The 25,375-nt window shown below is 65.2% G+C and carries 22 protein-coding genes and 1 riboswitch; of the genes, 13 read left to right on the forward strand and 9 right to left on the reverse strand.

The genetic code is table 11. From position 1 onward, the window contains the following. Nucleotides 1-64: 64 nt before the first annotated feature. Nucleotides 65-2,617: an alpha-L-rhamnosidase gene (locus HBF26_RS15055; RefSeq protein ID WP_167128229.1), complete on the reverse strand. Its 2,553-nt coding sequence runs from the start codon at nucleotides 2,615-2,617 to the stop codon at nucleotides 65-67. Between the two features lie 157 nt (nucleotides 2,618-2,774). Here HBF26_RS15055 and HBF26_RS15060 point away from each other — a divergent pair, with 157 nt between their 5' ends. Next, nucleotides 2,775-3,683 (forward strand): SDR family oxidoreductase, encoded by a 909-nt coding sequence (locus HBF26_RS15060; RefSeq protein WP_167128232.1) that lies wholly within the window; start codon nucleotides 2,775-2,777, stop codon nucleotides 3,681-3,683. Between the two features lie 22 nt (nucleotides 3,684-3,705). Here HBF26_RS15060 and HBF26_RS15065 read toward each other — a convergent pair whose 3' ends face one another. Beyond that, entirely contained in the window at nucleotides 3,706-5,325 is a 1,620-nt protein-coding gene (locus HBF26_RS15065; RefSeq protein WP_167128235.1) for a response regulator, read from the reverse strand. Nucleotides 5,326-5,484: 159 nt separating this feature from the next. Continuing rightward, nucleotides 5,485-5,694: riboswitch (cobalamin riboswitch) on the forward strand. Between the two features lie 152 nt (nucleotides 5,695-5,846). Here HBF26_RS15065 and HBF26_RS15070 point away from each other — a divergent pair. The 8 genes from HBF26_RS15070 to HBF26_RS15105 all read left to right on the forward strand — a co-directional run bounded on the left by HBF26_RS15070 (nucleotide 5,847) and on the right by HBF26_RS15105 (nucleotide 13,641). Further along, complete coding sequence (locus HBF26_RS15070) at nucleotides 5,847-8,366, forward strand: ribonucleoside-diphosphate reductase subunit alpha (protein ID WP_167128238.1); 2,520 nt, start codon at nucleotides 5,847-5,849, stop codon at nucleotides 8,364-8,366. 31 nt (nucleotides 8,367-8,397) lie between these two features. After that, nucleotides 8,398-9,426 (forward strand): ribonucleotide-diphosphate reductase subunit beta, encoded by a 1,029-nt coding sequence (locus HBF26_RS15075; RefSeq protein ID WP_167128241.1) that lies wholly within the window; start codon nucleotides 8,398-8,400, stop codon nucleotides 9,424-9,426. A 58-nt stretch (nucleotides 9,427-9,484) separates the two neighbouring features. Beyond that, nucleotides 9,485-9,877 (forward strand): acyl-CoA thioesterase, encoded by a 393-nt coding sequence (locus HBF26_RS15080; protein ID WP_167128454.1) that lies wholly within the window; start codon nucleotides 9,485-9,487, stop codon nucleotides 9,875-9,877. 51 nt (nucleotides 9,878-9,928) lie between these two features. Then, nucleotides 9,929-10,921: an aldo/keto reductase gene (locus HBF26_RS15085; RefSeq protein WP_167128244.1), complete on the forward strand. Its 993-nt coding sequence runs from the start codon at nucleotides 9,929-9,931 to the stop codon at nucleotides 10,919-10,921. A 55-nt stretch (nucleotides 10,922-10,976) separates the two neighbouring features. Next, nucleotides 10,977-11,804 carry an NADPH-dependent 7-cyano-7-deazaguanine reductase QueF gene (queF, locus tag HBF26_RS15090; protein WP_167128247.1) on the forward strand — a complete coding sequence of 276 codons (828 nt, stop codon included), beginning with the start codon at nucleotides 10,977-10,979 and terminating at the stop codon, nucleotides 11,802-11,804. A gap of 129 nt (nucleotides 11,805-11,933) precedes the next feature. Then, complete coding sequence (locus HBF26_RS15095; RefSeq protein WP_167128251.1) at nucleotides 11,934-12,539, forward strand: hypothetical protein; 606 nt, start codon at nucleotides 11,934-11,936, stop codon at nucleotides 12,537-12,539. Nucleotides 12,540-12,634: 95 nt separating this feature from the next. After that, the gene (gene arfB / locus HBF26_RS15100; protein ID WP_167128254.1) at nucleotides 12,635-13,057 is read left to right on the forward strand and encodes an alternative ribosome rescue aminoacyl-tRNA hydrolase ArfB; all 423 of its coding nucleotides are present in this window, start codon (nucleotides 12,635-12,637) and stop codon (nucleotides 13,055-13,057) included. Further along, nucleotides 13,054-13,641 (forward strand): 1-acyl-sn-glycerol-3-phosphate acyltransferase, encoded by a 588-nt coding sequence (locus tag HBF26_RS15105; protein ID WP_167128257.1) that lies wholly within the window; start codon nucleotides 13,054-13,056, stop codon nucleotides 13,639-13,641. Before arfB ends, HBF26_RS15105 begins: the two co-directional genes overlap by 4 nt. Nucleotides 13,642-13,677: 36 nt before the next feature. On the opposite strand, the gene HBF26_RS15110 is transcribed toward HBF26_RS15105, so the two are convergent. Continuing rightward, nucleotides 13,678-14,076, reverse strand: coding sequence for a hypothetical protein (locus HBF26_RS15110; protein ID WP_167128260.1), 399 nt, complete (start codon nucleotides 14,074-14,076; stop codon nucleotides 13,678-13,680). A 230-nt stretch (nucleotides 14,077-14,306) separates the two neighbouring features. Here HBF26_RS15110 and HBF26_RS15115 point away from each other — a divergent pair, with 230 nt between their 5' ends. Next, the gene (locus tag HBF26_RS15115; protein WP_167128263.1) at nucleotides 14,307-14,768 is read left to right on the forward strand and encodes a hypothetical protein; all 462 of its coding nucleotides are present in this window, start codon (nucleotides 14,307-14,309) and stop codon (nucleotides 14,766-14,768) included. On the opposite strand, the gene HBF26_RS15120 is transcribed toward HBF26_RS15115, so the two are convergent. Then, complete coding sequence (locus HBF26_RS15120; protein WP_425483004.1) at nucleotides 14,769-15,788, reverse strand: LysR family transcriptional regulator; 1,020 nt, start codon at nucleotides 15,786-15,788, stop codon at nucleotides 14,769-14,771. A 131-nt stretch (nucleotides 15,789-15,919) separates the two neighbouring features. On the opposite strand from HBF26_RS15120, the gene aceB reads away from it, so the two are divergent. The 3 genes from aceB to HBF26_RS15135 all read left to right on the forward strand — a co-directional run bounded on the left by aceB (nucleotide 15,920) and on the right by HBF26_RS15135 (nucleotide 20,127). Then, nucleotides 15,920-17,518, forward strand: coding sequence for a malate synthase A (gene aceB, locus HBF26_RS15125; protein ID WP_167128266.1), 1,599 nt, complete (start codon nucleotides 15,920-15,922; stop codon nucleotides 17,516-17,518). Between the two features lie 18 nt (nucleotides 17,519-17,536). Next, nucleotides 17,537-18,826 (forward strand): isocitrate lyase, encoded by a 1,290-nt coding sequence (gene aceA, locus HBF26_RS15130; RefSeq protein ID WP_167128268.1) that lies wholly within the window; start codon nucleotides 17,537-17,539, stop codon nucleotides 18,824-18,826. A gap of 359 nt (nucleotides 18,827-19,185) precedes the next feature. Continuing rightward, the gene (locus tag HBF26_RS15135) at nucleotides 19,186-20,127 is read left to right on the forward strand and encodes an MBL fold metallo-hydrolase (protein WP_425483005.1); all 942 of its coding nucleotides are present in this window, start codon (nucleotides 19,186-19,188) and stop codon (nucleotides 20,125-20,127) included. On the opposite strand, the gene HBF26_RS15140 is transcribed toward HBF26_RS15135, so the two are convergent. From HBF26_RS15140 to HBF26_RS15160, 5 genes are read right to left on the reverse strand one after another with little or no spacing between them, the layout of a single operon-like run. Next, on the reverse strand, nucleotides 20,122-21,078 hold the full coding sequence (locus HBF26_RS15140; protein ID WP_167128274.1) for a TauD/TfdA family dioxygenase: 957 nt from the start codon (nucleotides 21,076-21,078) through the stop codon (nucleotides 20,122-20,124). The genes HBF26_RS15135 and HBF26_RS15140 overlap by 6 nt on opposite strands. 25 nt (nucleotides 21,079-21,103) lie before the next feature. Then, nucleotides 21,104-22,240, reverse strand: coding sequence for an ATP-grasp domain-containing protein (locus HBF26_RS15145; RefSeq protein ID WP_167128277.1), 1,137 nt, complete (start codon nucleotides 22,238-22,240; stop codon nucleotides 21,104-21,106). Then, complete coding sequence (locus tag HBF26_RS15150; protein WP_167128280.1) at nucleotides 22,240-23,313, reverse strand: cupin-like domain-containing protein; 1,074 nt, start codon at nucleotides 23,311-23,313, stop codon at nucleotides 22,240-22,242. Before HBF26_RS15150 ends, HBF26_RS15145 begins: the two co-directional genes overlap by 1 nt. Continuing rightward, on the reverse strand, nucleotides 23,310-24,182 hold the full coding sequence (locus tag HBF26_RS15155) for an arginase family protein (RefSeq protein ID WP_167128282.1): 873 nt from the start codon (nucleotides 24,180-24,182) through the stop codon (nucleotides 23,310-23,312). The genes HBF26_RS15150 and HBF26_RS15155 overlap by 4 nt, the downstream gene beginning before the upstream one ends. Then, a complete protein-coding gene (locus tag HBF26_RS15160; RefSeq protein WP_167128284.1) occupies nucleotides 24,179-25,375 on the reverse strand; it encodes an arginase family protein in 1,197 nt (398 codons plus the stop codon). The genes HBF26_RS15155 and HBF26_RS15160 overlap by 4 nt, the downstream gene beginning before the upstream one ends.

Here is a 25,375-nt window from a genome sequence, read left to right on the forward strand (position 1 = left end):
ACCCTCGTGTTGCCCCCGTGTGACTGTAGCGGCAGCGATCAGCAAGACTTTACGAACCCCCGTTTCACGGCGTGAAGAGCGTGTGCCGCCCCGCCCCCAAAACGCGGACCGGCAGGCCCGGCAGGGTGACCTTGGCCTCGGCGCCTACCGGCACGACGACGTCCGCCCTCACCTTCCCGGCCGTTCTGCGCCATGCCACCGACGCTTCGCCATACGGCGTCATGACGGCGGCCGAGGCGTGGTCGAGGAAGGCCGTAAAGGCCGGACGGACCTCGAAACGGTGCCAGCCAGGCTCCAGGGGGCGGAGACCCGCCACGTCGCCGTACAGCCAGTCGTCGACCGTGCCGAGGAAATAATGCCCCCTCGACCGCGACGCCAGCTTCCAGTGTTCCCAGAGACTGGTGGCCCCGTTGGCGCGCCAGAACCCCCAACTGGGGAACGTCGTCTGCGTCGCCACGGCCCATGCCTCGGCCGCGTGGCCCGTGGCGGTCAGCACCGGGAGGATGATCTTCGTTGCCAACGCACCCGTGTCCAGGTGATTGTCTCGCCCCTTCACATCCGCCGCGACACCCGCGGCCACCTTGCTCCTCAGCTCGTCCGGCACGAGGCCGAATGCGAGCGCCAGCAGGTTATGTGCCTGCCTGTAACCCTTGTCGCCTTCCCCGCGATAACGGCCCGCTTCGCGATCGAGGAAGCGTACGTTGAATGCCTCGCGCACGGCGTCCGCGCGCTTGTCGAACCACGCGGCGCGAGCGGCGTTACCCGTGAGCCGCAACATGTCGGCCGTGCGGCGCTCCATGCCATAGAGGTACGCAGTGGCGGCCACGCGTTTGTCCTCGGGTGCGTTTTCGCCGGCAGGGTTGGTCTCCGGGCTTACCCAGTCGCCGAGCTCCGTATCGGCGATGCCGCCGGGCGAGCGTGCATCTTCCATGGCCACGTAGCGGGCGATGCCGTCGATGTGTTCCTCGATGGGCTGCATGTCCCCCGTCGCCATCCACAACGACCAGGGAATGAACACATAGGCGGAATGCCAGGTGGGTGCGCGGACATCGCCCCAGCCGGGATTCGGGGCGATCAGCAGCGGAGCGCCTTCGGCGTTGCGTGCATCGGAAATATCGCACAACCATTTGGCGAACAGGCGCCCGGCATCGAAGTTGCGAAGGAACATGTCCGCGCCGAGCATGCCGTCGCCCGTCCAACCGTTCTTTTCGTACATCGGCGTATCGGTCGGGATGCCATGCAGATTGTTGAGCATGGTGTCCACGGCGGCGGCATGGATCCAGTCGAGGAGCTCGTTGGAACTCTCGAAGCGCCCCGTGATGGCCACGTCGGTATGCACCGCCTGCGCCGTCACCGCCGCCGGCGATGGCTTCCCGCCCGGCCAGCCTTCCACCTGCACATAGCGGAAACCCTTGTACGAGAAACGGGGGTGCCAGCGCAGCGGGCGCCCCGCCAACGTGAGCCTGTCCGTCTGAAAACCGTCCTTGAAGTAGTGATGTTCGTCGCGTGCGTCCACCGTGCCGTCAGGTAACAGCTTTTCGCCGTAGCGGGCCACGATCGTGCTGCCTGCCGGACCGTCCACATCGAACGTTGCCCACCCGGCAATGACACGCGGGAAGGCGAATACATAGACGCCCGGCCGCGGTTCGGTCACTCCGGTGGCGGCGAACGACGTGACGGCGCGGATCGGTTGCTCGGTCTGCGCCACCAGCCTGCCGCGAGGCGCGGGAAGTTCGCTGGCCGCTTTCCACACCTGCGGGTTCGCGAATCGCGCATCGTAGGTTTCGCCGCCGTAGAGGTCGTCGCGTCGCGTCGGACCCTCCGCCACGTGCCAGCGGGTGTCGGTGCCGATCGTCTGGACGCCACCGTTCGCATATTCGATGCGCAACAACGCGCGCACTCGCGGCCGTCCATGCCACGGCGCGCGCTCCCAATGCCACACGTCGCGGTTGGTGAGCCCGTAGAAGCCGCGCCCGAGTTCCGCCGCCAGCACATGTTCGCCGGGTTCGAGCTTCACTTCGGTGCCCACCACTTCGACGCGCTTGTCGTAGTCGGTGAAACCTGGGGACAGCACCGCGTCGCTCACCGGCTTTCCGTCGATCGACATATCGGCGTAGCCGCCGGCCGCGACGTAGAGCATGGCTCGCTTCACCGAGTCGTCCACGCGGAAGGACTTCCGCACGATCGGGGCCGGGAGTGAATCGTCTCCCTTGCCTATCCAGTGCGCCGCCGACCATCCGCCGGTGTCGAGCGCGGTGTCGAAGCGGGACGACGTGGTGGCATCGCCTGCGGAGGTTCGCACGTCTGCCCGCCATTCGTAGCGTTCGCCGGGCGGCAAGGCAGGGCCGCCGTACGCGATGTCGAACGAACGCGCACTGTCGACCCATCCGCTGTCCCACACGATGGTGCCGCGTCGCGACACGGCGATGCGATAGCCGGTCTGCCGCGTGCCGTTCGTATCGCCGTGCACGATCCATGAGAAGCGTGGCCGGGCGACGTCGACGTAGGTCGGGGCATCCGCGTGTTCCACACGGGGGGTATCGACGAACACGGACGCGTCGGCGAGTGCCGGAACGAGGCAGAGCGCAGCGACGAGAACAAGGCGGTATGCGGTCAAGGGAGCGGCCCTGGCATCGGCAAGAACCTCCGAGCATACCCGTGCCTGCCGCGGAAGATGATCGCATAGCTCCCCCGACGTGACATGACGTGGACGGCGCATGGACGCGCCCCTTCGTAAACAGGAAGGCCTCATCCCCCAAATGCGAGAACTCCCCATGGCCAACGCCGTCGAGAAAGATCCCTATGCCATGCGCGATCCGCGCACGCAGTATCCGCAGCCCGAATTCGCCAAGCAGCCGCAGCCGGCCCCCGGCCTGGCGAAGGAAATGGTGCCGAAGCCCGACCACGGCGAAACGAGCTATCGCGGCAACGGCCGTCTGAAAGGCCGCAAGGCACTGGTGACCGGCGGCGACTCGGGCATCGGCCGCGCGGCCGCGATCGCCTTTGCGCGCGAAGGCGCCGACGTGGTGATCAATTACCTTCCGTCCGAGCAGAAGGATGCCGGTGAGGTCATCGCCCTGCTCAAGGGCGAAGGCCGAAAGATCGTGGGCGTTCCCGGCGATCTGAAGGACGAAGCGTTCTGCAACGAACTGGTGGCCCGCACGGTGAAGGAACTGGGCGGGCTGGACATCCTCGCCAACGTCGCGGGACGCCAGCAGTTCGCCAAGTCCATCGATGAACTGGACAGCGAATCGTTCGAGGCGACGTTCCGCACCAACGTGTTCGCGCTGTTCTGGCTGAGCAAGGCGGCCCTTGCACACATGCCTCCGGGCGCCGCCATCGTGAACACGGCGTCGATCCAGGCGTACGAGCCCTCGGACATCCTGCTGGACTATGCCCCGACCAAGGCGGCCATCGTGGCGTTCACCAAATCGCTGGCGAAGCAGGTGGCCGACAAGGGCATCCGTGTGAACGCCGTCGCTCCCGGCCCCGTGTGGACGCCGCTACAGCCGAGCGGCGGCCAGCCGCAGGAAAAGGTGGTGGAGTTCGGGAAGAACGTGCCCCTGGGCCGCCCTGGCCAGCCGGTGGAATGCGCGCCGGTGTACGTGTTGCTGGCCAGCCAGGAGGCCAGCTTCATCACCGGCGAAACCTATGGCGTCACGGGTGGGCACATGCTCCCGTGAAGCGCCGCGCTATCGCCGGTCTTCAACGACCGGCGATCCGCCCTATCGCGTCCATCAGGTCGGCGACGCCGTACGGCTTCACGATGACCTCCGTGCGTTCGTCGCGCTGCACACCGTTCGCGGTGTGATCGCCAGTGGCGTAAAGCACGGGCAGAGCGGGCTGTGCTTCCCGCAACTTTGCAGCCACTTCGACACCGTTCATGCCCGGCAGGCCTACGTCGGCAAGGAGTACATCGATCTCCTGCGCTTCATGCAGGCGCAGGGCCTCCTTGCCGTCCGCGGCTTCGAAGGCCACATGGCCCCGGCTTTCCAGCATCTCGCTGATCGACATGCGGATCAGCGTGTCGTCTTCCACCACCAGCACACGCAGCGGGCGCGCTGCCGGCGGCCCCGGAATCGCGGCCATGACGTTGGCGGCTTTCCGTTCTTTCTCCGCAAGCACATGGCGAATGCGGCGAGCGAGCTGGTCGCGCGTATACGGCTTGCTCAGAAGTTCGACACCCTCGTCCAAGCGACCGCCGTGCACGATGGCGTTCTCGGTATAGCCGGAGGTGAAGAGCACGGCGATGCCCGGCTGCCTTTCCACGGCCTTGCGTGCCAGTTCCGGGCTCCGCAGCGAGCCGGGCATCACCACATCGGTGAACAGCACATCGATGGCGATGCCGCTCTCGATGATCGACAGCGCGCTGGCTGCATCGCGCGCCTTCAGCACCCGGTAGCCGAGGTCGCTGAGCATGCTCACCACGGTATCGCGCACGGCGTCGTCGTCTTCCACCACCAGCACGGTCTCGTCGCCGCCACGGAGGTCTTCGTTCTCGATGTCCACGATCCGGTCCTCGCTCTGCGTCGACCGCGGCAGGTAGAGCTTCACCGTCGTGCCATGTCCAGGCTCGCTGTAGATCTTCACATGGCCGCCCGACTGCTTCACGAAACCATAGACCATGGAAAGGCCCAGGCCCGTGCCCTGCCCTTCCGGCTTCGTCGTGAAGAACGGCTCGAACACCTGGTCGATGATCTCGGGCGGGATGCCCGTTCCGGTATCGGTGACCGCGATCATCACGTACTGGCCCGGCCGGAGGTCGCCGTGCGCCGAAGCGTAGTTCGAATCGAGCAGGGCGTTGCCGGCCTCGATGGTCAGCCTGCCCCGGCCTTCCATCGCATCGCGGGCATTGATGGCGAGGTTCAGCAGCGCGTTTTCGACATTGCTGATGTCCACAAGCGTGTTCCACAAGCCGCCCGCGATGACGGTTTCCACTTCGATCTCTTCACCGAGCGTGCGGCGAAGCAGGTCGTCCATCTCGCGCACGAAGCGGCCGATGTTCACCACCTTGGGCGCCAGGGGCTGCCGGCGCCCAAAGGCCAGCAACTGGGCGGCGAGCTTAGAGCCACGGGTCACGCCGGCCATGGCATTGGCGAGGCGCCGCTCGGCACGCGGATTCCCGGCCACGTCGGCAGCGAGCAACTGGAGGTTGCCGCTGATGACCTGGAGCAGGTTGTTGAAGTCGTGGGCCACGCCGCCGGTGAGCTTGCCGATGGCGTCCATCTTCTGCGCCTGGCGCAGCTGGTCCTGGGTTAACCCCGCGGCGAATTCGACGGTGACGTCGCCCTTCGTGGCGGATGGCTCGTTGGAAGGTGGCAGCATCGGCCTCAAGGATGGTATCCGGTGGGGCACGGATTCTATCTTCGGAGCAGCGAGCACTTTGTGTAGACGATCTTCACGAAACCTCCACGCCGTAGTTCACGGTCGATCAGTCACTTGCGCCAATCACTACATATGGCGTTGACCACACCTCCTGGGACCTATATCGTGTGTCGCGCTGGTGTCCGGAGAGGCGCGACTGCCCGTCGGACTTAATAGGGAATCCGGTGAAAATCCGGAACTGCCCCGCAGCGGTAAGTGGAAACGACCCCGTTCAATGCACTGGCCCTCCGCGGCTGGGAAGCGACGGGTAGGCAAGGCCTTCGGGCCCCGTCCACGAGTCCGAAGACCTGCCAGCAATCGGTGCCTTATCGGCAGCGATTGCAGTGACGGCTTCCGCGGGGAGGCACGTCGCGGACCGGAGCCGTCCTGCGCGCTCCGTCCCGGCCCGTCCCGTGTTGCCGTCGCTTCGAGCCCCGTCCGAGGGAACGGGAGTTTGAACCTGGCCCCGGGGCACGCCACTCATGACCACGATGGATTCCGCAGCGCACGAGCGCACCGCGACGGCCGACGCCGTCTCCACCCCTACCGCCGTCGCGACGAACGGGACACCCCCCGCCGCCGGCTACCGTAACGACCCGCCGCCGGCCTTCGCCCTCACGCCACCCCACAATCCGGGCCAGATGCGCGTGACCAAGCGCAATGGCGGGCACGAGATCGTCGACGTGAACAAGATCGTGCGCGCGGTGACGCGCAGCGCCGATGGCCTGTACGCGGTCGATCCGATGCGCGTGGCGCTCAAAACGATCGGGGGGCTCTACGACGGCGCCACCACGCAGGAACTGGACCAGCTGTCCATCCGCACCGCGGCCGCGCTGACCGCCGAAGAGCCGGAGTACGGCCAGCTCGCTGCTCGCCTGCTCGCGGCCTTCATCGACAAGGAAGTGTCGGGACAGGACATCCACTCCTTCTCGCAGTCGATCGCCACCGGATTCGAGTTGGGTATCCTCAACGACCGACTGCGCGACTTCGTGCAGGTGAACGCGCGCAAGCTCAATGACGCGATCGACCTGACCGCATCGCGCCGCTTCGAGTACTTCGGGCTGCGCACGGTGTACGACCGCTACCTTCTCCGCCACCCGACGAAGCGTTTCGTGATCGAGACGCCGCAATACTTCTTCATGCGCATCGCCTGCGCGCTCGGCGGGAACGACGTGGCCGAGACGCTGGAGCTGTACCGCATGCTCTCTTCGCTGGAGTATCTGGCCAGCTCGCCGACGCTGTTCAACGCCGGCACGGCGCACGAGCAGCTGTCGTCGTGCTTCCTGCTGGATTCCCCGCAGGATGCCCTGGAATCGATCTATGCGAAGTACGGCGACGTGGCGCAACTGTCGAAGTTCGCCGGTGGTATCGGCCTCGCGTATTCGCGCATCCGCTCGCGTGGCTCCCTGATCAAGGGCACCAACGGGCACTCCAACGGCCTGGTGCCGTGGCTGAAGACGCTGGACGCTTCCGTGGCCGCCGTGAACCAGGGCGGCAAGCGCAAGGGCGCTGCCTGCGTGTACCTCGAGTCCTGGCACGCCGACATCGAGGAATTCCTCGAACTGCGCGAAAACACCGGCGACGACGCGCGCCGCACGCATAACCTGAACCTCGCGAACTGGGTGCCCGACCTGTTCATGCGCCGAGTGGAAGCGGACGGCGACTGGTCGCTGTTCGATCCGAAGATCGTGCCGCACTTCGTGGACACGTGGGGCCCCGCGTTCGATGCCGCCTACGAGAAAGCGGAGGCCGACGGTCTGGCCGCGAAGACGATCAAGGCCCGCGAACTCTACGCACGCATGCTGCGTTCGCTGGCCCAGACCGGCAACGGCTGGATGACCTTCAAGGACCGTTCAAATGCCACCAGCAACCAGACGGCGCTGCCGAAGAACGTGATCCACCTGTCGAACCTGTGCACCGAGATCCTCGAGGTGACCAACGAGAACGAGACGGCGGTGTGCAATCTCGGTTCGATCAACCTCGCCCGGCACGTGGTGGATGGACAGTTCGACTACGACAAGCTCGCCGCGACCGTGCGCACCGCGGTGCGCCAGCTCAACCGCGTGATCGACCTGAACTTCTATCCCATCGCGACGGCGAAGACGGCGAACATGAAGTGGCGCCCCGTAGGTCTTGGCGTCATGGGCCTGCAGGACGTGTTCTTCAAGCTGCGCCTCCCTTTCGACTCCGACGAGGCGCGCACCCTGTCCACGCGCATCGCGGAAGAGATCTACTTCCATGCGCTGTCGATGTCCAACGAGATCGCGGAGCGTGACGGGGCCCATCCCGGTTTCGACGAAAGCCGTGCGGCGAACGGCGAACTCCAGTTCGACTACTGGCCTGCTGCAACCCCCGCCGGCAAGGACGCGCGCTGGGCGCAACTGCGCGAGAAGATCAAGGCCAAGGGCCTGCGCAATTCGCTGCTGATCGCCATCGCACCCACGGCCACCATCGCTTCCATCGCCGGCTGCTACGAGTGCATCGAGCCGCAGGTGTCCAACCTGTTCAAGCGCGAAACGCTGTCGGGCGACTTCCTGGTGGTGAACCGCTACCTCGTGGAGGAACTGAAGACGCTGGGCCTGTGGACGTCGGAAATTCGCGACCAGATCAAGCTGGCCGAGGGTTCGGTACAGGGCATCTCGGCCATCCCCGCCGAACTGCGCAGTGTGTATCGCACCACCTGGGAGCTGCCGCAGAAAGCGCTGATCGATCTCGCCGCGGCCCGCGGTGCCTACATCGACCAGAGCCAGTCGCTCAACCTGTTCATGGAAAACCCGAACATCGGGCAGCTTTCTTCGATGTACATGTACGCCTGGAAGGCCGGCATCAAGACCACGTACTACCTGCGCTCGCGCCCGGCCACGCGCATCGCGAAGACCACGGTGAGTTCGTCGGCCGCGGCACCGGCACCCGCTGCACCGGTTGCAGGTACGCAGGAACAGGCAGAGGCGGCCGTGTTCTGCTCGCTCGAGAACCCCGAGTACTGCGAAGCCTGCCAGTAATCGACCTGCACCGATTTCCAGAGGTAATACGATGTCTGTTTCCCCCGTCACCCGCGACACCCACATTCTCGACCCGGGCTTCGAACTCACCCTGCGGCCGATGAAGTACCCGCAGTTCTACGAGATGTACCGCGCCGCCATTCGCAATACGTGGACGGTGGAAGAGGTGGATTTCTCGCTGGACGTGACCGACCTCAAAGCGAAGATGTCCGACGCGGACCGCCACCTGATCCATCGGCTCGTGGCGTTCTTCGCTACCGGCGACACCATCGTGTCGAACAACCTGGTGCTGAACCTGTACCAGCACGTGAATTCGCCGGAGGCGCGCATGTTCCTGTCGCGCCAGCTGTACGAGGAAGCGCTGCACGTGCAGTTCTATCTCACCCTGCTGGACACTTATATCCCCGAGCCTGCCGAGCGGAACAAGGCGTTCGCCGCTATCGAGAGCATTCCTTCGATCCGCCAGAAGGGCGAGTTCTGCTTCAAGTGGATCGACTCAATCCAGAACCTCAACCGCCTGGAAACGCGCGAGCATCGCCGCCAGTTCCTGCTCAACCTGATCTGCTTCGCCGCCTGCATCGAGGGATTGTTCTTCTTCGCCGCGTTCGCCTATGTGTATTACCTCCGGTCCCGCGGACTGCTGCATGGCCTTGCCTCGGGCACCAACTGGGTATTCCGCGACGAGTCGGGCCACATGGCGTTCGCGTTCGAGGTAGTGCGCACCGTGCGCGAGCAGGAGCCCGACCTGTTCGACGACGACATGCGCATTCAGGTGGAGGCCATGCTGGAAGACGCCATCGCCTGCGAGACGCAGTTCGCCCAGGACGTGCTGTCCGGCGGTGTCGCCGGCCTCTCCGTGGCCGACATGCGCCAGTACTTGGAGTACTGCGCCGACCAGCGCCTGGTGCAACTGGACATGCCGAAGAAGTACGGTGCGAAGAACCCGTTCGACTTCATGGACCTGCAGGACGTGCAGGAACTCACCAACTTCTTCGAACGCCGCGTGTCCTCGTACCAGGTGGGCGTGCAGGGAGAGGTGGCCTTCGACCAGGCGTTCTGAGCCCCCGTGGCGCCCGGGGAGGGGTAGAATGCCTGCCATCATGACCGACAACGCCGCCATGCTCCCCATCGCCCGCCCGACCGAGGCTCGTGTCCTCGAGATCGTCTTTCCCGATCACACCAACCACCTCGGTACGCTCTTCGGCGGCCAGGCGCTGGCATGGATGGACAAAGCGGCCTTCCTCGCCGCCTCGCGCTATTCGCGCAAGGTGGTGGTCACGGCCCGCTCCGAGCAGGTGGACTTCCACGTCCCGGTTCGGAAGGGGCAGATGGTAGAGCTGGTGGCCACGGTGGTTTCGGTGGGGCGCACGTCGATGAAGGTCGACGTCGCCATGTTCACCGAGGAACTCCTGACCGGTGCCCGCGAGCTCTGCACGCGCGGCACCTTCACGATGATCGCCCTGGACAACGACCTGAAGCCGACGCCGGTGGATTCCGCCCCGCAGGCCTGAGCCCGCCCCTGCTGTGGCCGCCCTCGCCACCGGCCTCGCAAGGAGACACGCATGATCACCCGCAAACTCGGCAAACATGGCCCCGAGGTTTCCATCCTGGGCCTCGGCTGCATGGGCATGAGCGAGTTCTACGGCGCCGGCGACGAGAAGGAATCGGTCGCCACTCTCGAACGCGCGCTGGAGCTCGGCATCACCTTCTGGGATACCTCCGACGCTTACGGACCGCATACGAACGAGGAACTGCTGGGCCGCACCTTGCAGGGCCGGCGGGACAAGGTGTTCCTCGCGACGAAGTTCGGCATCGTGCGCGACCCCAACGATCCGATGAAGCGCGGCATCAGCGGCCGGCCGGAATACGTGCGCGAGTCCGTCGAGGGCAGTCTCCGCCGCCTGAAGACCGACTACATCGACCTCTACTACCAGCACCGCGTGGATCGCACGGTTCCGATCGAAGAAACCGTTGGCGCGATGGCCCGCCTTGTCGAGGAAGGCAAGGTGCGCCACCTTGGCCTTTCCGAGGCGTCCGCGGCATCGATTCGCAAGGCGGCGCGCGTCCATCCGATCACCGCGTTGCAAAGCGAATACTCGCTGTGGACCCGCGATCCGGAAACCACGGGCACGCTCGCGGCCTGTCGGGAGAACGGCGTGGCGCTGGTGGCGTACAGCCCCCTGGGCCGCGGCTTCCTCACTGGCGCCATCACGAAACCCGAGGACTTCGCCGAAGACGATTACCGTCGCGTGAATCCGCGCTTCACCGGCGAGAATTTCGCGAAGAACCTCGCCATCGTCGACAAGGTGAAGAAGTTCGCCGCCGACAAGGGTTGCACGCCCGGACAGCTGGCCCTCGCCTGGGTCATTGCCAAGGGCGACGACATCGTGCCGATCCCAGGTACGAAGCGGGTGAAATACCTGGAGGAAAACGCCGGCGCGGTCGACGTGAAGCTCAGTGCCGCCGAGGTGGCCGACATCGACGCCGTGTTCCCACCGGATGCCGCCGCCGGCGATCGGTACGCCGCGAACATGATGGGCTCGCTCAATGCGTAAGTCCTTGTCGGCGTAAGGCCTTATAATGGCGGTTTGTTCGCAGCAGCAAACCGCCATGTCGTCCCCCGAACATTCGCCGCTGGGCAAGTCCACCGTCTATGCCGACCGCTACGACGCGGGGCTGCTCTTTCCCATTCCGCGCCAGGGCAAGCGGGACGAGATCGGTGTCTCCGGCGCCGCCCTCCCGTTCCACGGCGTCGACATCTGGAACGGTTACGAGCTGTCGTGGCTCGACGCACGCGGCAAACCCGTGGTGGCCGTGGCGGAATTCCGGTTTCCGGCGAGCACGCCGAACATCGTCGAATCGAAGTCCTTCAAGCTCTACCTGAACGGATTTGCGCAAGAACGCATCGCCCGTGCCGAGATCGTGCGCGACACGCTGGTTCGCGACCTCTCAGCCGCCGCCGGCGGCCCGGTCGCCGTGACGCTCCGCTCCCCCGGGGAGTTGGAAGGCACCGTGCTCGCCGAACCGGAGGGCGTCCTCCTCGACGCGCTGGAACTCGACATCGACAGCTACGGCCCGCCCAGGCCCGACTTCCTCGGCGCGCACGAAGGCCATGTGCGCGAAGTGCTGATATCCCACCTGCTACGTTCCAATTGCCCGGTCACGGGCCAGCCGGACTGGGGCAGCGTGCAGATCGCCTACACGGGCCGTCCGATGGACCGCGAAGGGCTCTTGCGCTACCTCGTCTCGTTCCGCGAGCACAGCGAATTTCACGAACAGTGCGTCGAACGCATTTTCATGGACGTGAGCGCTCGTTGCGCCCCCGAGGCGCTGTCGGTGTACGCACGCTATACGCGCCGCGGCGGCCTGGACATCAATCCGTTCCGCAGCACCGATCCGGCCTCCGTCCCCGGAAACCCGCGCGGAGCGCGGCAATGATGAACGCAGTGTTCATGCGCTCTTCATTGGTCTTGCCTTTAGTTGTGTAGCCTGTACCCTGCGGCGGCCGAGGGGGTTGCCCCTCCAACGCCTCGTTAGAACCCGACAAGCCATCCCGGAATCCAGAACATGAAGCTTTCCTTCCGCTCGTCCGCTCTCTGCACGGCCACCGTGGCCGGTCTGCTGGTCCTCACCGCCTGCGGCAAGAAGGAAGAGCAGCAGAACAACGCGCCCGCCGCCGCCTCCACGGCGCCGGCCGCCCCTGCCGCTGCCCCCGCCGCCACGACTCCGGCAGCGGCCGGTACCGCCGCGGCCGCCGCCACGCCCGCCGCGCCCGCACCTGCCACGCAGCCGGCTACCGCCCCGGCGGCTCCCGCTGCCGCCGCCGACACGCTGAAGGTCGGCTCCGTCACGCTGGGCAGCGCTGTCGGTAGCGACAAGAAGGTGTCGAAGGAAAAGACCACCTTCTCCCCGAGCGAGAAGACGATCTACGCTTCGGTGGCCACCGAAGGCACCACGGCCGGCGCCACGTTGAACGCCAAGTGGACCTACCAGGACGGCGAGACCACCACGACGGTGAGCGACATCAGCCAGTCCATCAGCACCGACGGCCCGGCAGTCACCACGTTCAAGATCCAGAATCCGAACGAGTGGCCGGAAGGCAAGTACAAGGTCACCATCTCGCTCAACGGTCAGGCCGTGGGCAACGAGGCCTTCGAAATCAAGAAGAAGTAAGACCGTTCCAGGTCGACCGGAAAGGGCGCGGCGCGAGCCGCGCCCTTTTTCGTTGGACAGTCCGGAGGAACGACGCTGCTAGAATCGGTCCCGATATGCTCATCGTGACCCGCTCCATCGCCATTCCCGACACCGAACTGGTCGAACGCTTCACGCGTGCCGACGGACCGGGCGGGCAGCACGTGAACCGCACGGAAAGCGCCGTGGAATTGCGTTTCGACGTTGCCGGATCGCCTTCGCTACCCGAGGATGTACGCGCGCGGCTGCTCGCACGCCGCGACCGCCGCATGACCGATGCCGGCGTGCTCGTCATCCAGGCCCGGCGCTTCCGTGACCAGGCGCGCAACCGGGAAGACGCCCGCGAACGCCTCGCCGACGTGCTGCGCGAAGGCACCGTGGTGGCCAGGAAGCGCGTGGCGACGAAGCCCACGCGCGCGTCGAAGGAGCGCCGCCTGGCTGGCAAGGCCCAACGCTCGCAGACGAAGAAGACGCGCTCGCGCGACTGGAGCCGGGAGTGAGCACCGCACCGCCTCCGCTCCCCCCGCAGGCGCCATCGTTGCCGGACTCGTGGTGGAAGAGGTTCTGCCGCTGGGCCATCGGCCTCAGCGGCTGGCGTGTCGTCGGCGAGCTCCCGAACCTGCCAAAGCTCATCCTGATCGGCGCGCCCCACTCGTCCTATTGGGACGGCGTGTGGGGGCTGCTGATGAAATCCGCCCTGGGGCTCGATCTCGGTGTGATGATCAAGCGCGAAGTGCTCAACGGCCCCTTCGGGCCGATCGTCCGCCGGCTCGGCATGATCCCCATCGACCGCTCGGCGGCCACCAACGTGGTCGACCAGATGGTGGCCCGCTTCGCGAGCCACGAAAAGATGTGGCTGGGCATCACGCCCGAAGGCACGCGCAAACCCGTGAAGCAGTGGAAGTCCGGATTCCTGCGCATCGCGCGCGCCTCCGGCATTCCGATCCAGCCGATCTTCATCGACTACCCGACGAAGACCTTCACGGTAGGCCCGCTCGTGACCGCCAGCGACGACCCCGACGCCGACATGGCGCGCATCCGCGCCATGTTTGAGGGGTATCGCGGCAAGCATCGTGGTGCTTGAACGTAAGCGCCACGATGCGCCGACGTGTTCGCGCGGTTAACCGAGGCCTTGATGGTGGCGAACCTTGAATTTGGTTCGCAACGGTCCGTTGTTGTAAGCAACAATTCTGTAAGTACCCGGGCCGAGGTCCTGGATGTTGGCTGAGATTCCGACCGCCAGATTGATCCATTTTTCGCCCGTCATTCGTTGAACGTAAATGGTTACCCCGGATGCTGAAGCGGTAAATGCGCTATGACATGTTGTGCTCCAGGCATGGACCACTCTGTACTCGCCCGAAGCAAGCCATCCCTCCGAGATCGCTTGCGGCAGGTGACCAATGCATCGACCGCGATTCCCATGAGACCGAGTCGGCTTACTCCACGAGTACTGCGCGTGCGACACCGCGGTGACTGAAAGAAGCGCGGTGGCCGCGAGGATTAGCGTCAAGCCTTTCATGAAAACTTCCGTTCGCGCGCCACATGGCGCCGAAGAAAAGTAGCGAACGGGCACAGTTGAACTGTAGCTCTCCCGGCATATTTCGCGCACCAAACGTCTCGCGGCCGGTCGAGAAAGACCTACTCCGTGCAGGGCGGAGCAACCTTTCGCAGCGATACTCGCTTACTGCGTACGTACATCCGTATCGGGATAGTTCTCCTCACTGATCTGACGAAAAAGCGAGGGAACGCATGGAATATGCTATCGGCATGAGGTCTCCGGGCATCCTGACGGCTGGCAGGCAACTGGGTAAGGAACGTTCGAACGAGTACGGATTCCGGGACAACCCCATCGAGAACGGACGACCTGACCAGGTCGCAGATGACCTGCCGGAGAGCATTCGAAACCGGTTGCTGAATTTGGATCTGAATTCCATTTCTCCCGAAGATCTAAGGTATCTGGCCGGCACGTTGTATTGGGAGGGCTACATTTCTGCGGATGCTGGCGGGGAACTCGGGCTCTATCACCTCGACCACCCCGGCCCCATGAATCTCGCCAACTGGATCGATGAGGCAACGGCAACGCTCAACAGCGGCGATCTCGCTGAATACCCCGTGGCAATCCGCAGTTATCAGGCGGGGATCGATGCAGCCAGGGGAATATGGCAACTGGTCGAATACCTCAATGGACGGTTGCTGGACGTCCAGGCCTGATCACCGTTCTGAATGCCCCGGCTCGTCGTAATCGCGATGCGTCAGCAGCCCAGGGCGGATGAGGTCGATGAACGCGCGCGCCTCGGGGCTGAGGAACTTGCCCTTGCGCATGACGACGCCGTAACTGCGTTGCGGAAAGTAGCGACGCAGGTTGCGCACGACGAGCCGTTGCTTGTCCGCTTCCGTGATGCAGATGCCGGTGACGATGGAGATACCGAGGCCCATCGCCACGTACTGCTTGATGACGTCCCATCCGCCGACCTCGATGGCTACGGTATACGGCACGTGCCGCTGCTGGAACACCATGTCGACAAGGCGGAACGTGGTGAGGCGCTCCGGCGGCAGGATGAGACCGTAGGGGGAGAGGTCTTCGAGGTGGATGTCGTCCTTGGCCGCCAACGGGTGGTCGGGCGGCATGATCAGCATCGGGTCGTAGTGGTAGACGGGGGCCCACGCGATGTCCTGCGGCACGTCGAGCATCGAGCCGATGGCGATGTCGGCTTCATCGGCACGCAGGAGCGCCAGCCCGTCTTTCCCGGTGACATTCGCCAGTTGCAGGTGCACCGACGGGTAACGCTCGCGATAAGCCTTCACCAGGTCCGGCAACAGGTATTGGATCGTCGAGGAACCCGCGGCCACCGTGAGCTTGCCGTCCTGCCGTCCTCGCGTCTTCGCGTGGAACTCGCGGTCGAGGTTTTCGAAGCCCTCCACCAGGGGCCGCGCGATCTCGTAGAGCGCTTCGCCCGCGTCGGTGAGCGTGATGCGGCGTCGCGTCCGCTCGAGCAAGGGCGCCCCCAGTTCCCGCTCCAGTGCCTTCAGCTGCAGGCTCACCGACGGCTGAGACAAGAACAGCGCTTCCGCTGCCCGGCTCAACGTGCCGAGGCGGGTCACGTAGACGAAGGCGCGAAGCTGTTTCAGCCGATTGCCCTTGTAGTAAAACCGCCCGCCGTCCTCCGCCGAGGTACCGCGGCGGGGTGTTCTGGTCTCTTTAGAGGCTCGATTCAGCTTTCGCGGGGGCACAATAGCTCCGTTAATTCAATGGATTATATTCACTATTAACGTGATTAATGGATTTCTTTGAAACATATGCTTTGTCAAAAGCATAGCTCCGGGCCTAGCGTGGATGCCACACCCGTACCGGAGCACGTTTCATGGCCGTTCCCCAAAGTGCGCTCGACCCGATGTCCGGCCTCCGCCTCCACGCAGACAGCGAGGCCTACCGGGACATCCTGACACCCGGCGCGCTTTCCTTCGTCGCCGGTCTGCACCGCCGCTTCGACTCGCGCCGCCGCGACCTGCTTGCGGAACGAGCGACGCGCCAGCAGCGCTACGACGCCGGCGAGCTGCCCGACTTCCGCGCCGACACCGCCGCCATCCGCGAAGGCGACTGGGTCGTCGCCCCCATTCCCGCCGCGCTGCAAGACCGCCGCGTGGAGATCACGGGCCCGGTCGAACGCAAGATGATCATCAACGCGCTGAACTCGGGCGCGAAGGTGTTCATGGCCGACTTCGAGGATTCCAGCGCCCCGACCTGGGCCAACCAGATCGACGGCCAGCGCAATCTGCGCGATGCAGTGGATGGCAGCATCGAATTCACGAGCGGCGAAGGAAAGGTGTACCGCGTTGGCGCCAACCCCGCCGTACTTGTCGTTCGCCCGCGCGGGTGGCACCTGCCAGAGCGCCACGTGACCGTCGACGGCGAGGTGGTATCCGGCGCGCTCGTCGATTTCGGCCTGTTCGCTTTCCACAACGCCACCGCGCTGCATGCACGGGATCGCGGGCCGTACTTCTACCTGCCGAAGCTCCAGTCCATGGAGGAAGCGGCGCTCTGGAACGACGTGTTGTCGCATGCCGAGTCGGTGCTTGGTCTGCCGAACGGCACGATGAAGGCCACGGTGCTGATCGAAACATTGCCCGCCGTGTTCCAGATGCACGAGATCCTGCACGCGTTGCGCGACCGCGCCGTGGGCCTGAACTGCGGCCGCTGGGATTACATCTTCTCCTACCTCAAGACGTTCCGCGCGCATCGCGACCGTCTGCTCCCGGAGCGCGGCCAGGTGACGATGAATGTGCCCTTCCTGAAGGCCTACTCGGAACTCCTGATCCGCACCTGCCACCGCCGTGGTGCGTTCGCCATGGGTGGCATGGCGGCGCAGATCCCCATCAAGGGCGACGAGGAAGCGAATGCCGCGGCCATGGCCAAGGTGCGCGCCGACAAGCTGCGCGAAGTCACCGCGGGCCACGATGGCACCTGGGTGGCGCATCCGGCCCTGGTACCCGTGGCGCAGGCGGTCTTCGACCAGCACATGCCGACGTCCAACCAACTGCATGTGTCGCGCGACGATGTCGAGGTTTCGCGCGACGCGTTGATAGCGCCGGCAATCGGCACGATCACGCGGCAGGGGTTCGACAACAACGTCGAGGTGTGCCTCCGCTACACCGCCGCATGGCTCGACGGCCTCGGTTGCGTGCCGATCCACCATCTGATGGAAGACGCGGCCACGGCCGAGATCGCGCGCGCGCAGCTATGGCAGTGGCTGCACCACGGCCCGCTGGAATTCAGCGACCACGCGGACGTGAATTTCGCCCTGTTCGACCAGGCCCTCGCCGCGCATTGCCACCGCTTGCGCGAGAGCGGGCATCCGGGAGCGCGCCGCGCCGACGAAGCCGCCGCGCTCATCGCCGCGCTGACCCACGCCGACGAACTTCGCGACTTCCTCACCCTTCCCGCCTACGAGCACCTTTCCTGACCCATCGGAGCCACGACCATGAAGATGCACACCGCCGAACAGATCGCGCTCGACTGGAAGAACAACGAACGCTGGAATGGCATACAGCGGCCCTACACCGCCGAGGACGTGGTGCGCCTGCGCGGCACCGTGCCGGTGGAGCACACGCTCGCTCGCCGCGGCGCGGAACGCCTGTGGCGATCGCTCGAGGACAAGCCGTACGTCAACGCACTGGGCGCACTCACCGGCAACCAGGCGATGCAGCAGGTGAAGGCCGGCCTCGAGGCCATCTACCTGTCCGGCTGGCAGGTCGCGGCCGACGCGAACACGGCCGGCACGATGTATCCCGACCAATCGCTGTATCCGGTCGACTCCGTGCCGAACGTCGTGCGCAAGATCAACAAGACCCTGCTGCGCGCCGACCAGATCCACCACGCGGAAGGCAAGGACGGTATCGACTGGCTGGTGCCCATCGTCGCCGATGCGGAAGCGGGTTTCGGTGGTGTGCTCAATGCCTATGAACTCATGTCGCACATGATCGAGGCAGGAGCCGCCGGCGTTCATTTCGAGGACCAGCTCGCAAGCGCGAAGAAGTGCGGCCACATGGGTGGCAAGGTGCTGGTGCCGACGCAGGAAGCGGTGCAGAAGCTGGTGGCCGCGCGCCTCGCCGCGGACGTGGCCGGCGTACCCACCTTGATCGTCGCCCGCACCGACGCCATGGGCGCGGGGCTGGTGACCTCGGATGTGGACGATGCCGACAAGCCCTTCCTTACCGGCAAGCGCACCGTCGAAGGTTTCCACGAGTCGCGCCAGGGTATCGAGCAGGCCATCGCGCGTGGTCTCGCCTACGCACCGTATGCCGACCTGATCTGGTGCGAAACCGCCACGCCCGACATGGAGCAGGCGCGCCGTTTTGCCGAAGCCATCCATGCGAAATTCCCCGGCAAGAAGCTCGCATACAACTGTTCCCCGAGCTTCAACTGGAAGAAGAACCTCGACGAAACCACCATCGCGGAATTCCAGAAGCGGTTGGGCGCGATGGGTTACGCCTTCCAGTTCATCACCCTCGCCGGCTTCCATGCGCTCAACTACTCAATGTTCCAGCTTGCCCGCGGCTATCGCGACCGCCAGATGGCCGCGTACGTGGAACTCCAGGAAGCGGAATTCGCCGCCGAGAAGGACGGCTACACCGCGGCGAAGCACCAGCGCGAGGTCGGCACGGGCTACTTCGACACGGTGAACCAGGTCATCGCCGGATCGTTGAGTTCGCTCTCGGCATTGAGCGGTTCCACGGAGGAGCAGCAGTTCCATCCGGCGTCGGCGGCCTGACGGACACGCAGCACGGCCCTCGCGGGACCGCGATCGCGGACAGCAGACAAAGGAAATCGGCCAGCGCCATGGAAGGCGGGCCGATGCGCGGGAACGGGTGAAGCGCCGCTGGAAGAAGGCCGGGCCCCGGTGCTGGAGCGGGGGGAGGGAGGGGTATCCAGCACCGGGACGGGGCGGGCAGCCCATTAAGAGAACCGCCTGGTACAGAATTCTCCCCTCGCCCCCTCTATTTGTCAACTACTCGGTACATGAAATAAGTATTAACTCTTTGGAGGAAGGTCGACGCCCGCTTGCGCGATGTGGCGCCCTCCCTTGGAACTATGCAAGCTTGGGGCCTACTTGTTGCTCGGGAACCGGCCGTGAATACACCCGCCTTCGTGGATTCGCCATTGGAGCGGGCCCGCAGCATCGTCCAAGATGCGCGCTCGCATCGCGCGCCGTCGCCTCACGTGACGACCTTCTTCGATCCAGCCACCTTCACCGCCAGCCACGTGGTGCGCGACCCGCAGTCATCGGCGTGCGCCATCATCGATAGCGTGCTCGATTTCGACGTGGCCTCGGGCCGCACCGCCACGGATTCGCCCTCGGCGCTGGTCCGCCACGTGCGGGACGAGGGCCTGGACGTGCAATGGCTGCTCGAAACGCACGCGCATGCCGACCATCTGTCGGCCGCGCCATGGCTGCAGGAACAGGTCGGTGGGACATTGGCCATCGGTGAGCACATAACCATCGTGCAGGACACCTTCGGCAAGGTCTTTAACGCCGGCACGGCGTTCAAGCGCGACGGCAGCCAGTTCGATCGTCTGTTCGCCGATGGCGCGTCCTTCAATATCGGTAACCTGCAGGCCACCGCCTTGTACGTACCGGGTCATACGCCGGCATGCGTGGCCTACGTGATCGGGGATGCCGTGTTTCCCGGCGATACCCTGTTCATGCCGGACTATGGCACCGCCCGCTGCGACTTCCCCGGCGGCTCGGCGCGTCAGCTCTACCGTTCCATCCAGCGCCTGCTCGCGCTGCCGGACGACACGCGGGTATTCCTCTGCCACGACTACAAGGCTGCCGGCCGCGACCAGTTCGCGTGGGAGACCACCATAGGTGCCGAACGAACCGCCAACGTGCATGTACACGAAGGCGTAACAGAGGACATGTTCGTCGAGATGCGCGAGAAGCGGGACGCGACGCTTGCCATGCCCAGGCTGTTGCTGCCGTCCGTGCAGGTGAACATGCGTGCAGGTCACCTGCCCGAACCCGAAGACAACGGCGTGCGCTACCTGAAGCTGCCGGTGAACGTGCTATGACCCTTCCCGCGTTGCACCCACGGGAGCCGTATCGAGGCGAAACCGCGAGCTGAAGGAACTCAGCATGACGATGTCGCGGGTCGGATCGGACGTCTGGTTCCGGCCATGCAGCATGCGGTTGTTGTCGATCAGCACGAAGTCGCCGGTCTGCCAGCGGATGCCGCGGGTGAGCGACCGCGCCACCTGCTTCAGGTCATCGAGCACCTCGTGAGGTATCTCGCTGCCGTCTTCCCAGGTCACCAGGGTACTGAAGGATCCGTCGGCCTCGTCGTCCGTCGGCTTCTTGTAGGCATCGGTGAACATGTTCTGACACACCCGCATCCTGCCCGCATCGCCTATCGGCCGCACGGACGGTGCGACGAACTCGAAGACCACCCTGCTTCCGGACGTTTCCGTCACGCGGAAGTCCTGCGTCCGACTGAGTGCCCCGACCACGTCGGGCCCGACCAGTGAACCGACTGTCTCGTTCTTGCTGAGGATCGCTTCAAACGCGTCGGGCGGGACGAAGTTGCGATACATCACCCGCCGTGCCTTGAGCGCCTCCTGCGTTTCCGGTCGCAACTTCTCGAAGATGGCCGCCCCATCGGCCAGCAGTGTTTCGCCGCCCGTACCTTCGGAAGCGGCTTTCCGACAATAGAACCACAACAGGTCGGGCCTCAGCGGGCTGTTGCCGTATTCGAAATGGAGACTCAGGCCCGCCTGTCCGACCGTGACGGTCTGCAGTTCGTTCCGGTCGCTGGCGGGCTTGCGGTCGCCGAACGGCGATACGAGAAACCCGCGACTGAAGCGGGAGGCAACGTCGTAGAACCCGTCCGCGTCGAGCCCGAACCCCCGGAACAGGATGGCCCCGTGCGAGGCGAGGCTGTCCCATATCTCGTCGTCCGGTATGTCGGCCGCGTGGCGTCCCTGGCTGTGAAGCAGCAGCGGACGATCGTTGATGGTCTGGCTCATGGTGACTCTCCTGGATGCCTCACGGTTACGCGTAGCCGATGGATGCCAACAGCTCGCAACGACGTTCCACCACTTCGGAAAGGCTGTCGCCCTTCAACACCGCCTTGAACTTGCCGTCGGCGCAATGCAGGCTGCGGTCCCTGCCGTCCTCGGCGACGAAGAATTCGACCAACCACGGCAACCCACGAAGCCGGCCGGCGTCGATGTCCAGGGATACCCCGTGCGGCACGAGCAGCCACGACGTTTCCGTGCGGCGCATGGAAGGCAGTTCGACGGGCCTGCCGCACTGGGCGAGGAAGGCAGCGCGATACAGATTGATTCCATAGGCCTCTTCGAGTGCGCGCACGATCCCGATGCCGCCGGGCCTGCTCGCGATTTCGCAGAAGACCATGTCCGTATCGGAATAGAACATCTCCAGGTGGAACGCGCCGTCCTGGAACGAGGGCAACAGCTGAAACACCTCGCGCATGGCCAGCTCGGCCCTGGCATTGAGCCGCGCGTCATGGGAGAACTCGCTGCCGACGTACTTGAAATCGGTGAAGGACAGGCAGAAGTTGATGTACTTGGAAACGACGAAGAAGCGCACCTCCCCCCCGACGATCAGCCCGTCGACATGCAGCATCGGCAGGTCGACGAACGACTCCAGCATCTCGTCCTGCGCCACCTCCCCCATGGCGTGGAGGCTTTCGGCGATGGTCACCTCCATGCCGCCGGAGCCCAGGATCGGCTTCCGCACGATGCGCCCGTCGTTCGCGCCACCGAAGACGGCAGCCACATCCTTGCGCTGGATGGGCGACCAATAGCGGGGCAAGGTGAAATGCTCCGCCGTCTTCAGGAATTCCTTCATGAAGAACTTGTTGCGGAACGCTCGGGCGCTCATGAACGACTGCCCGACGACACCCAGCGCTTCGCGGATCTTCGCCGCAACGAGGATGTACTGCTCGTCCACGCAGACCACCCGCGCCACCTGGCCCGCGAGCCCTTCGGCTTCAAGCCTCGACACCACGCACCCGACCGTCATCTCGTCGACGATCAGCAGCGACATCGGCCCGTCGCTCTGCACGTTGACCGCAGCGCCCACGGGCTTTACCACGTAAAGGTGCGGTGTCGCCGGAAGCCGGAGCGGCTCCGCGCCGGCGATGAAAAGCACCACGTCATCCATCACGCGGCTCCCCGCAAGCCGTCGTCCTCAAGGTGATCGAGATAAAGCTGCCGTATACGCGCGTCCTCACTTCCCGAGGAGGCGATCGACGCCTTGAGGATCGCTGTCATGGCAAGCCTCCCGACTTCCACAGCCGACAGGCTTTCGACCTGGCCGCGCGTGAGGGCGCCCGCCAGTTTGTCCACGAAGATGTCCGGCCTGCTCTTGACGCGCGCCCCCAGGACGGAAGACCAGTCGGGGGAACGGGCATAGGCGGCGATGTTGCTCCGGTCGACGAAGTCGAAGCTGACCGAGATCGAACGCTCGATCGTCCTCACATGATGCGCCCAGCCCGTGCCCACGAAGAGGACCTGCCCTTCCGTCAGATCCGCGGTCCAGGCCACGGCCTCGTCGCAGGTGGGGAAATCCTCGCGGTTCGGGTGCTCGGGATCCATGTATCCGACCGCCGGGTTGTGCACGTGGCGATGGTGCGCGGGCGAATAGAGCGTGGCCCGCTTGCGCCCCTGCAGCTGGGCTATCAGGGCGATGGTCCCGTTGTTGTCCACGTGCAGCGGCGTCAGCGATCCCGGGAGGCTCACCAGCAGCCACAGATGATTGAACAGGGAGTAGTAGTACGGCAGCGCGTGGTTCCAGGTTTCGATGGGGGCCGGCACGAGCGGGCGGAACTCCTCGAAAGCGGGATCCGTCGCGGTGTGGACGAAGCGCAAGGTGCCGCAGTACAGGGGCAGTCCTCGCTGCACGAACTCGTCGTATGAACCTTCCAGCCAGCGGCCCTCGAACAGTTCCTTCGCCCGGTCCGGAGCACGGATGTAACCGAGGTAGCGCGCGAAGTCCGTTTCCACGCTGACCAGACCGTCGTTCCGGTTCGTTATGAAGTTCGGCGCCTTCGCAAAGGCAGAGAGGTGGCCGAGGCGCTGCTCGAGGTAATCGACGTCCTGCCAGCGGCGATAGCCCGGCCACTCCTGGATGTATCCGGAAACGATCCACGGGCTCTCGTGCAGGAGGTCGGGATTCTTCACAAAGAGCTCTGCGAAGTCTTCGGCCGATACGGTGGGAATGTCCTTCTGTTTCATGCGAGCGCTCCGTCTGTCGCGGGTAAAGAGTGCGGAAGCCTGGCGCGCACCAGTACCGAGAGCACTTCGGCGGCGGCGCGGCTGGTCATGGCCTCGTGATCGAGCAACGGATTCACCTCCATCACGTCAGCCCCGACGATGTGTCGGCGGCGCGCCACTGTTCGAACCATGTTGCACAGCGTGTCGAGGCTCAGGCCTCCGGGAACCGGATGACCGGTGCCCGGCGCTATGCACGGATCGAGCACGTCGATGTCGATGGATACGTAAATCGGCCGCTCGCCTTCCAGCCAGGGGGAAGGAATGGAAGGCGCATGGCCTGGCGACGCCGACCGAACCACCTCGAGCGCGGGCCATTGCAGCGATTCGTCGAAATACGTGATGCCGCGGTGACCCACGACCAGCAGGCGGCCAACGTGCGGAAGCGAGGCGATCCTGCGCAGCACCTGTTTGTGGTTGTGCCAGTCCGCGCCGTGCCACGGGCAGAAGTCGGTGTGCGCATCGAACCAGACGATGTCGAACGTGCCGACACGATCGAGTGCCGACACCGCCGCATACGACACGGCATGATCGCCCCCGAGCACGAGCGGCATGGCGCCCTGGCCCGCTATCCGGCGCACCCGCTCCCCCGTACGTTCGACGATCTCGGGCCAGTCCGCTCCGTCGAATACATCGACGTCGCCGAGGTCGTGGCCGGCCACGTCTTGCAACGGCATGCTCGCGCTCGATCGCCGAATGGCTTCCGGGCCCGCACGCGTTCCCGATACATAGGCATTGCCGAAGTCGCTCGGTACACCGATCACCCCCACGTCGCCGGGTACCAACGACGTGATCTCGCCTCGCGGCCAGCCGAACAGGCCGTGGTCGGTCATACCGGATCCTTCGCGGCACCAAGCGCCGTCAGCAGCAGATGCAACGCCGTCATGGCCACGCCGCCCCAGCCGGCCACTCCGGGGTCGGCGCCGCACAGGTCCACGGATACGATGCGGTAACTGCGACCGATGGCCAGCAGCAGCTCGTGAACCTCCGCATAGGTATGCGACGGCAGCGAAGGGCTATCGGATGCCTTCGCAAGCGAGTCGATATCGATGCCCACGTGTACGCGCTTCCGCTCCTGCGACGGATCCCGTAGCGCAGACAGCGCCGCCGCGTCGCCGTCGACGGCGACGCGAACGTAACGTTGCGACCGGTCGACACCGTCCCCTTGCATGACCGTCGGTACGACGTCGACATAGCGCTCTACATTCGGCAGCGACAGCGCGTACCCCGGCAGCGATTCGGCGGTCAGGCGAGGGGCATCTAACGCATTCGCGTCGCACAGCGTTCGCCCGATGCGTATCACGTCGAGGGGACCGGCGCGCTGGGCCAGCTCGATCACCGGAAAAGCGGTGGACGCGTCGCCGCCGATCGACACGGGCAGCGCGCCGTCGCGTGTGAGTGTGGCGAGAACCTCGCTGGCTCGCGCAAAGGCGGCAGCGTGCCGCTCGCCGTGATTCACGACGATGTCGCCGGCATCGGCCAGCGAGACGCCCGTCAGCACGGGGCAACGACGGTCCGCGTCGAACCAGCCGAGCGGGCGGCCGGTGAGCCGGTCCAATCCGTAGAGGATCTGCAACGAGGCCTCGCGGAGCGCGGACGGCCCGCGCCGGGCACCCGCGGCCGTGTACGAGCCGAAGTCCCAGGGCATGCCGAGGAAGACGATGTCCGCCTGCGCGGCGCGCAACTTCTGTGCCGGCGCGTCGAACATGCGAACGGGCGGATCCCACACGAGACGCTCGGGCGGAACCGCCGCGCTGCCAGGTGTGGCGAGAAACCCCTTGGCCGCCAACTGGGCCATGGCCCGCATCGCCGGCGCGGCGGGATCGCTCGTTCCGCATACCTCGTGCGGACTGGTTGCCGTCGCGAACCGAAGCAGCAGGCGATGGAGCGAGCGCGGGATGCGGAGGCGCGTGCCGTCGGACGAGAGAAAGATCGTGGCGGCCGAATCGTCCAGTTGCTCCACGGACATCCAGGGCGACAACACCAGGGGGTCGTCGGGCGAGAAGCTTGCGTCGGTGCCCACCAT

The sequence above is a fragment of the Luteibacter jiangsuensis genome, from assembly GCF_011742555.1.
GTDB classification, from domain to species: Bacteria; Pseudomonadota; Gammaproteobacteria; order Xanthomonadales; family Rhodanobacteraceae; genus Luteibacter; species Luteibacter jiangsuensis.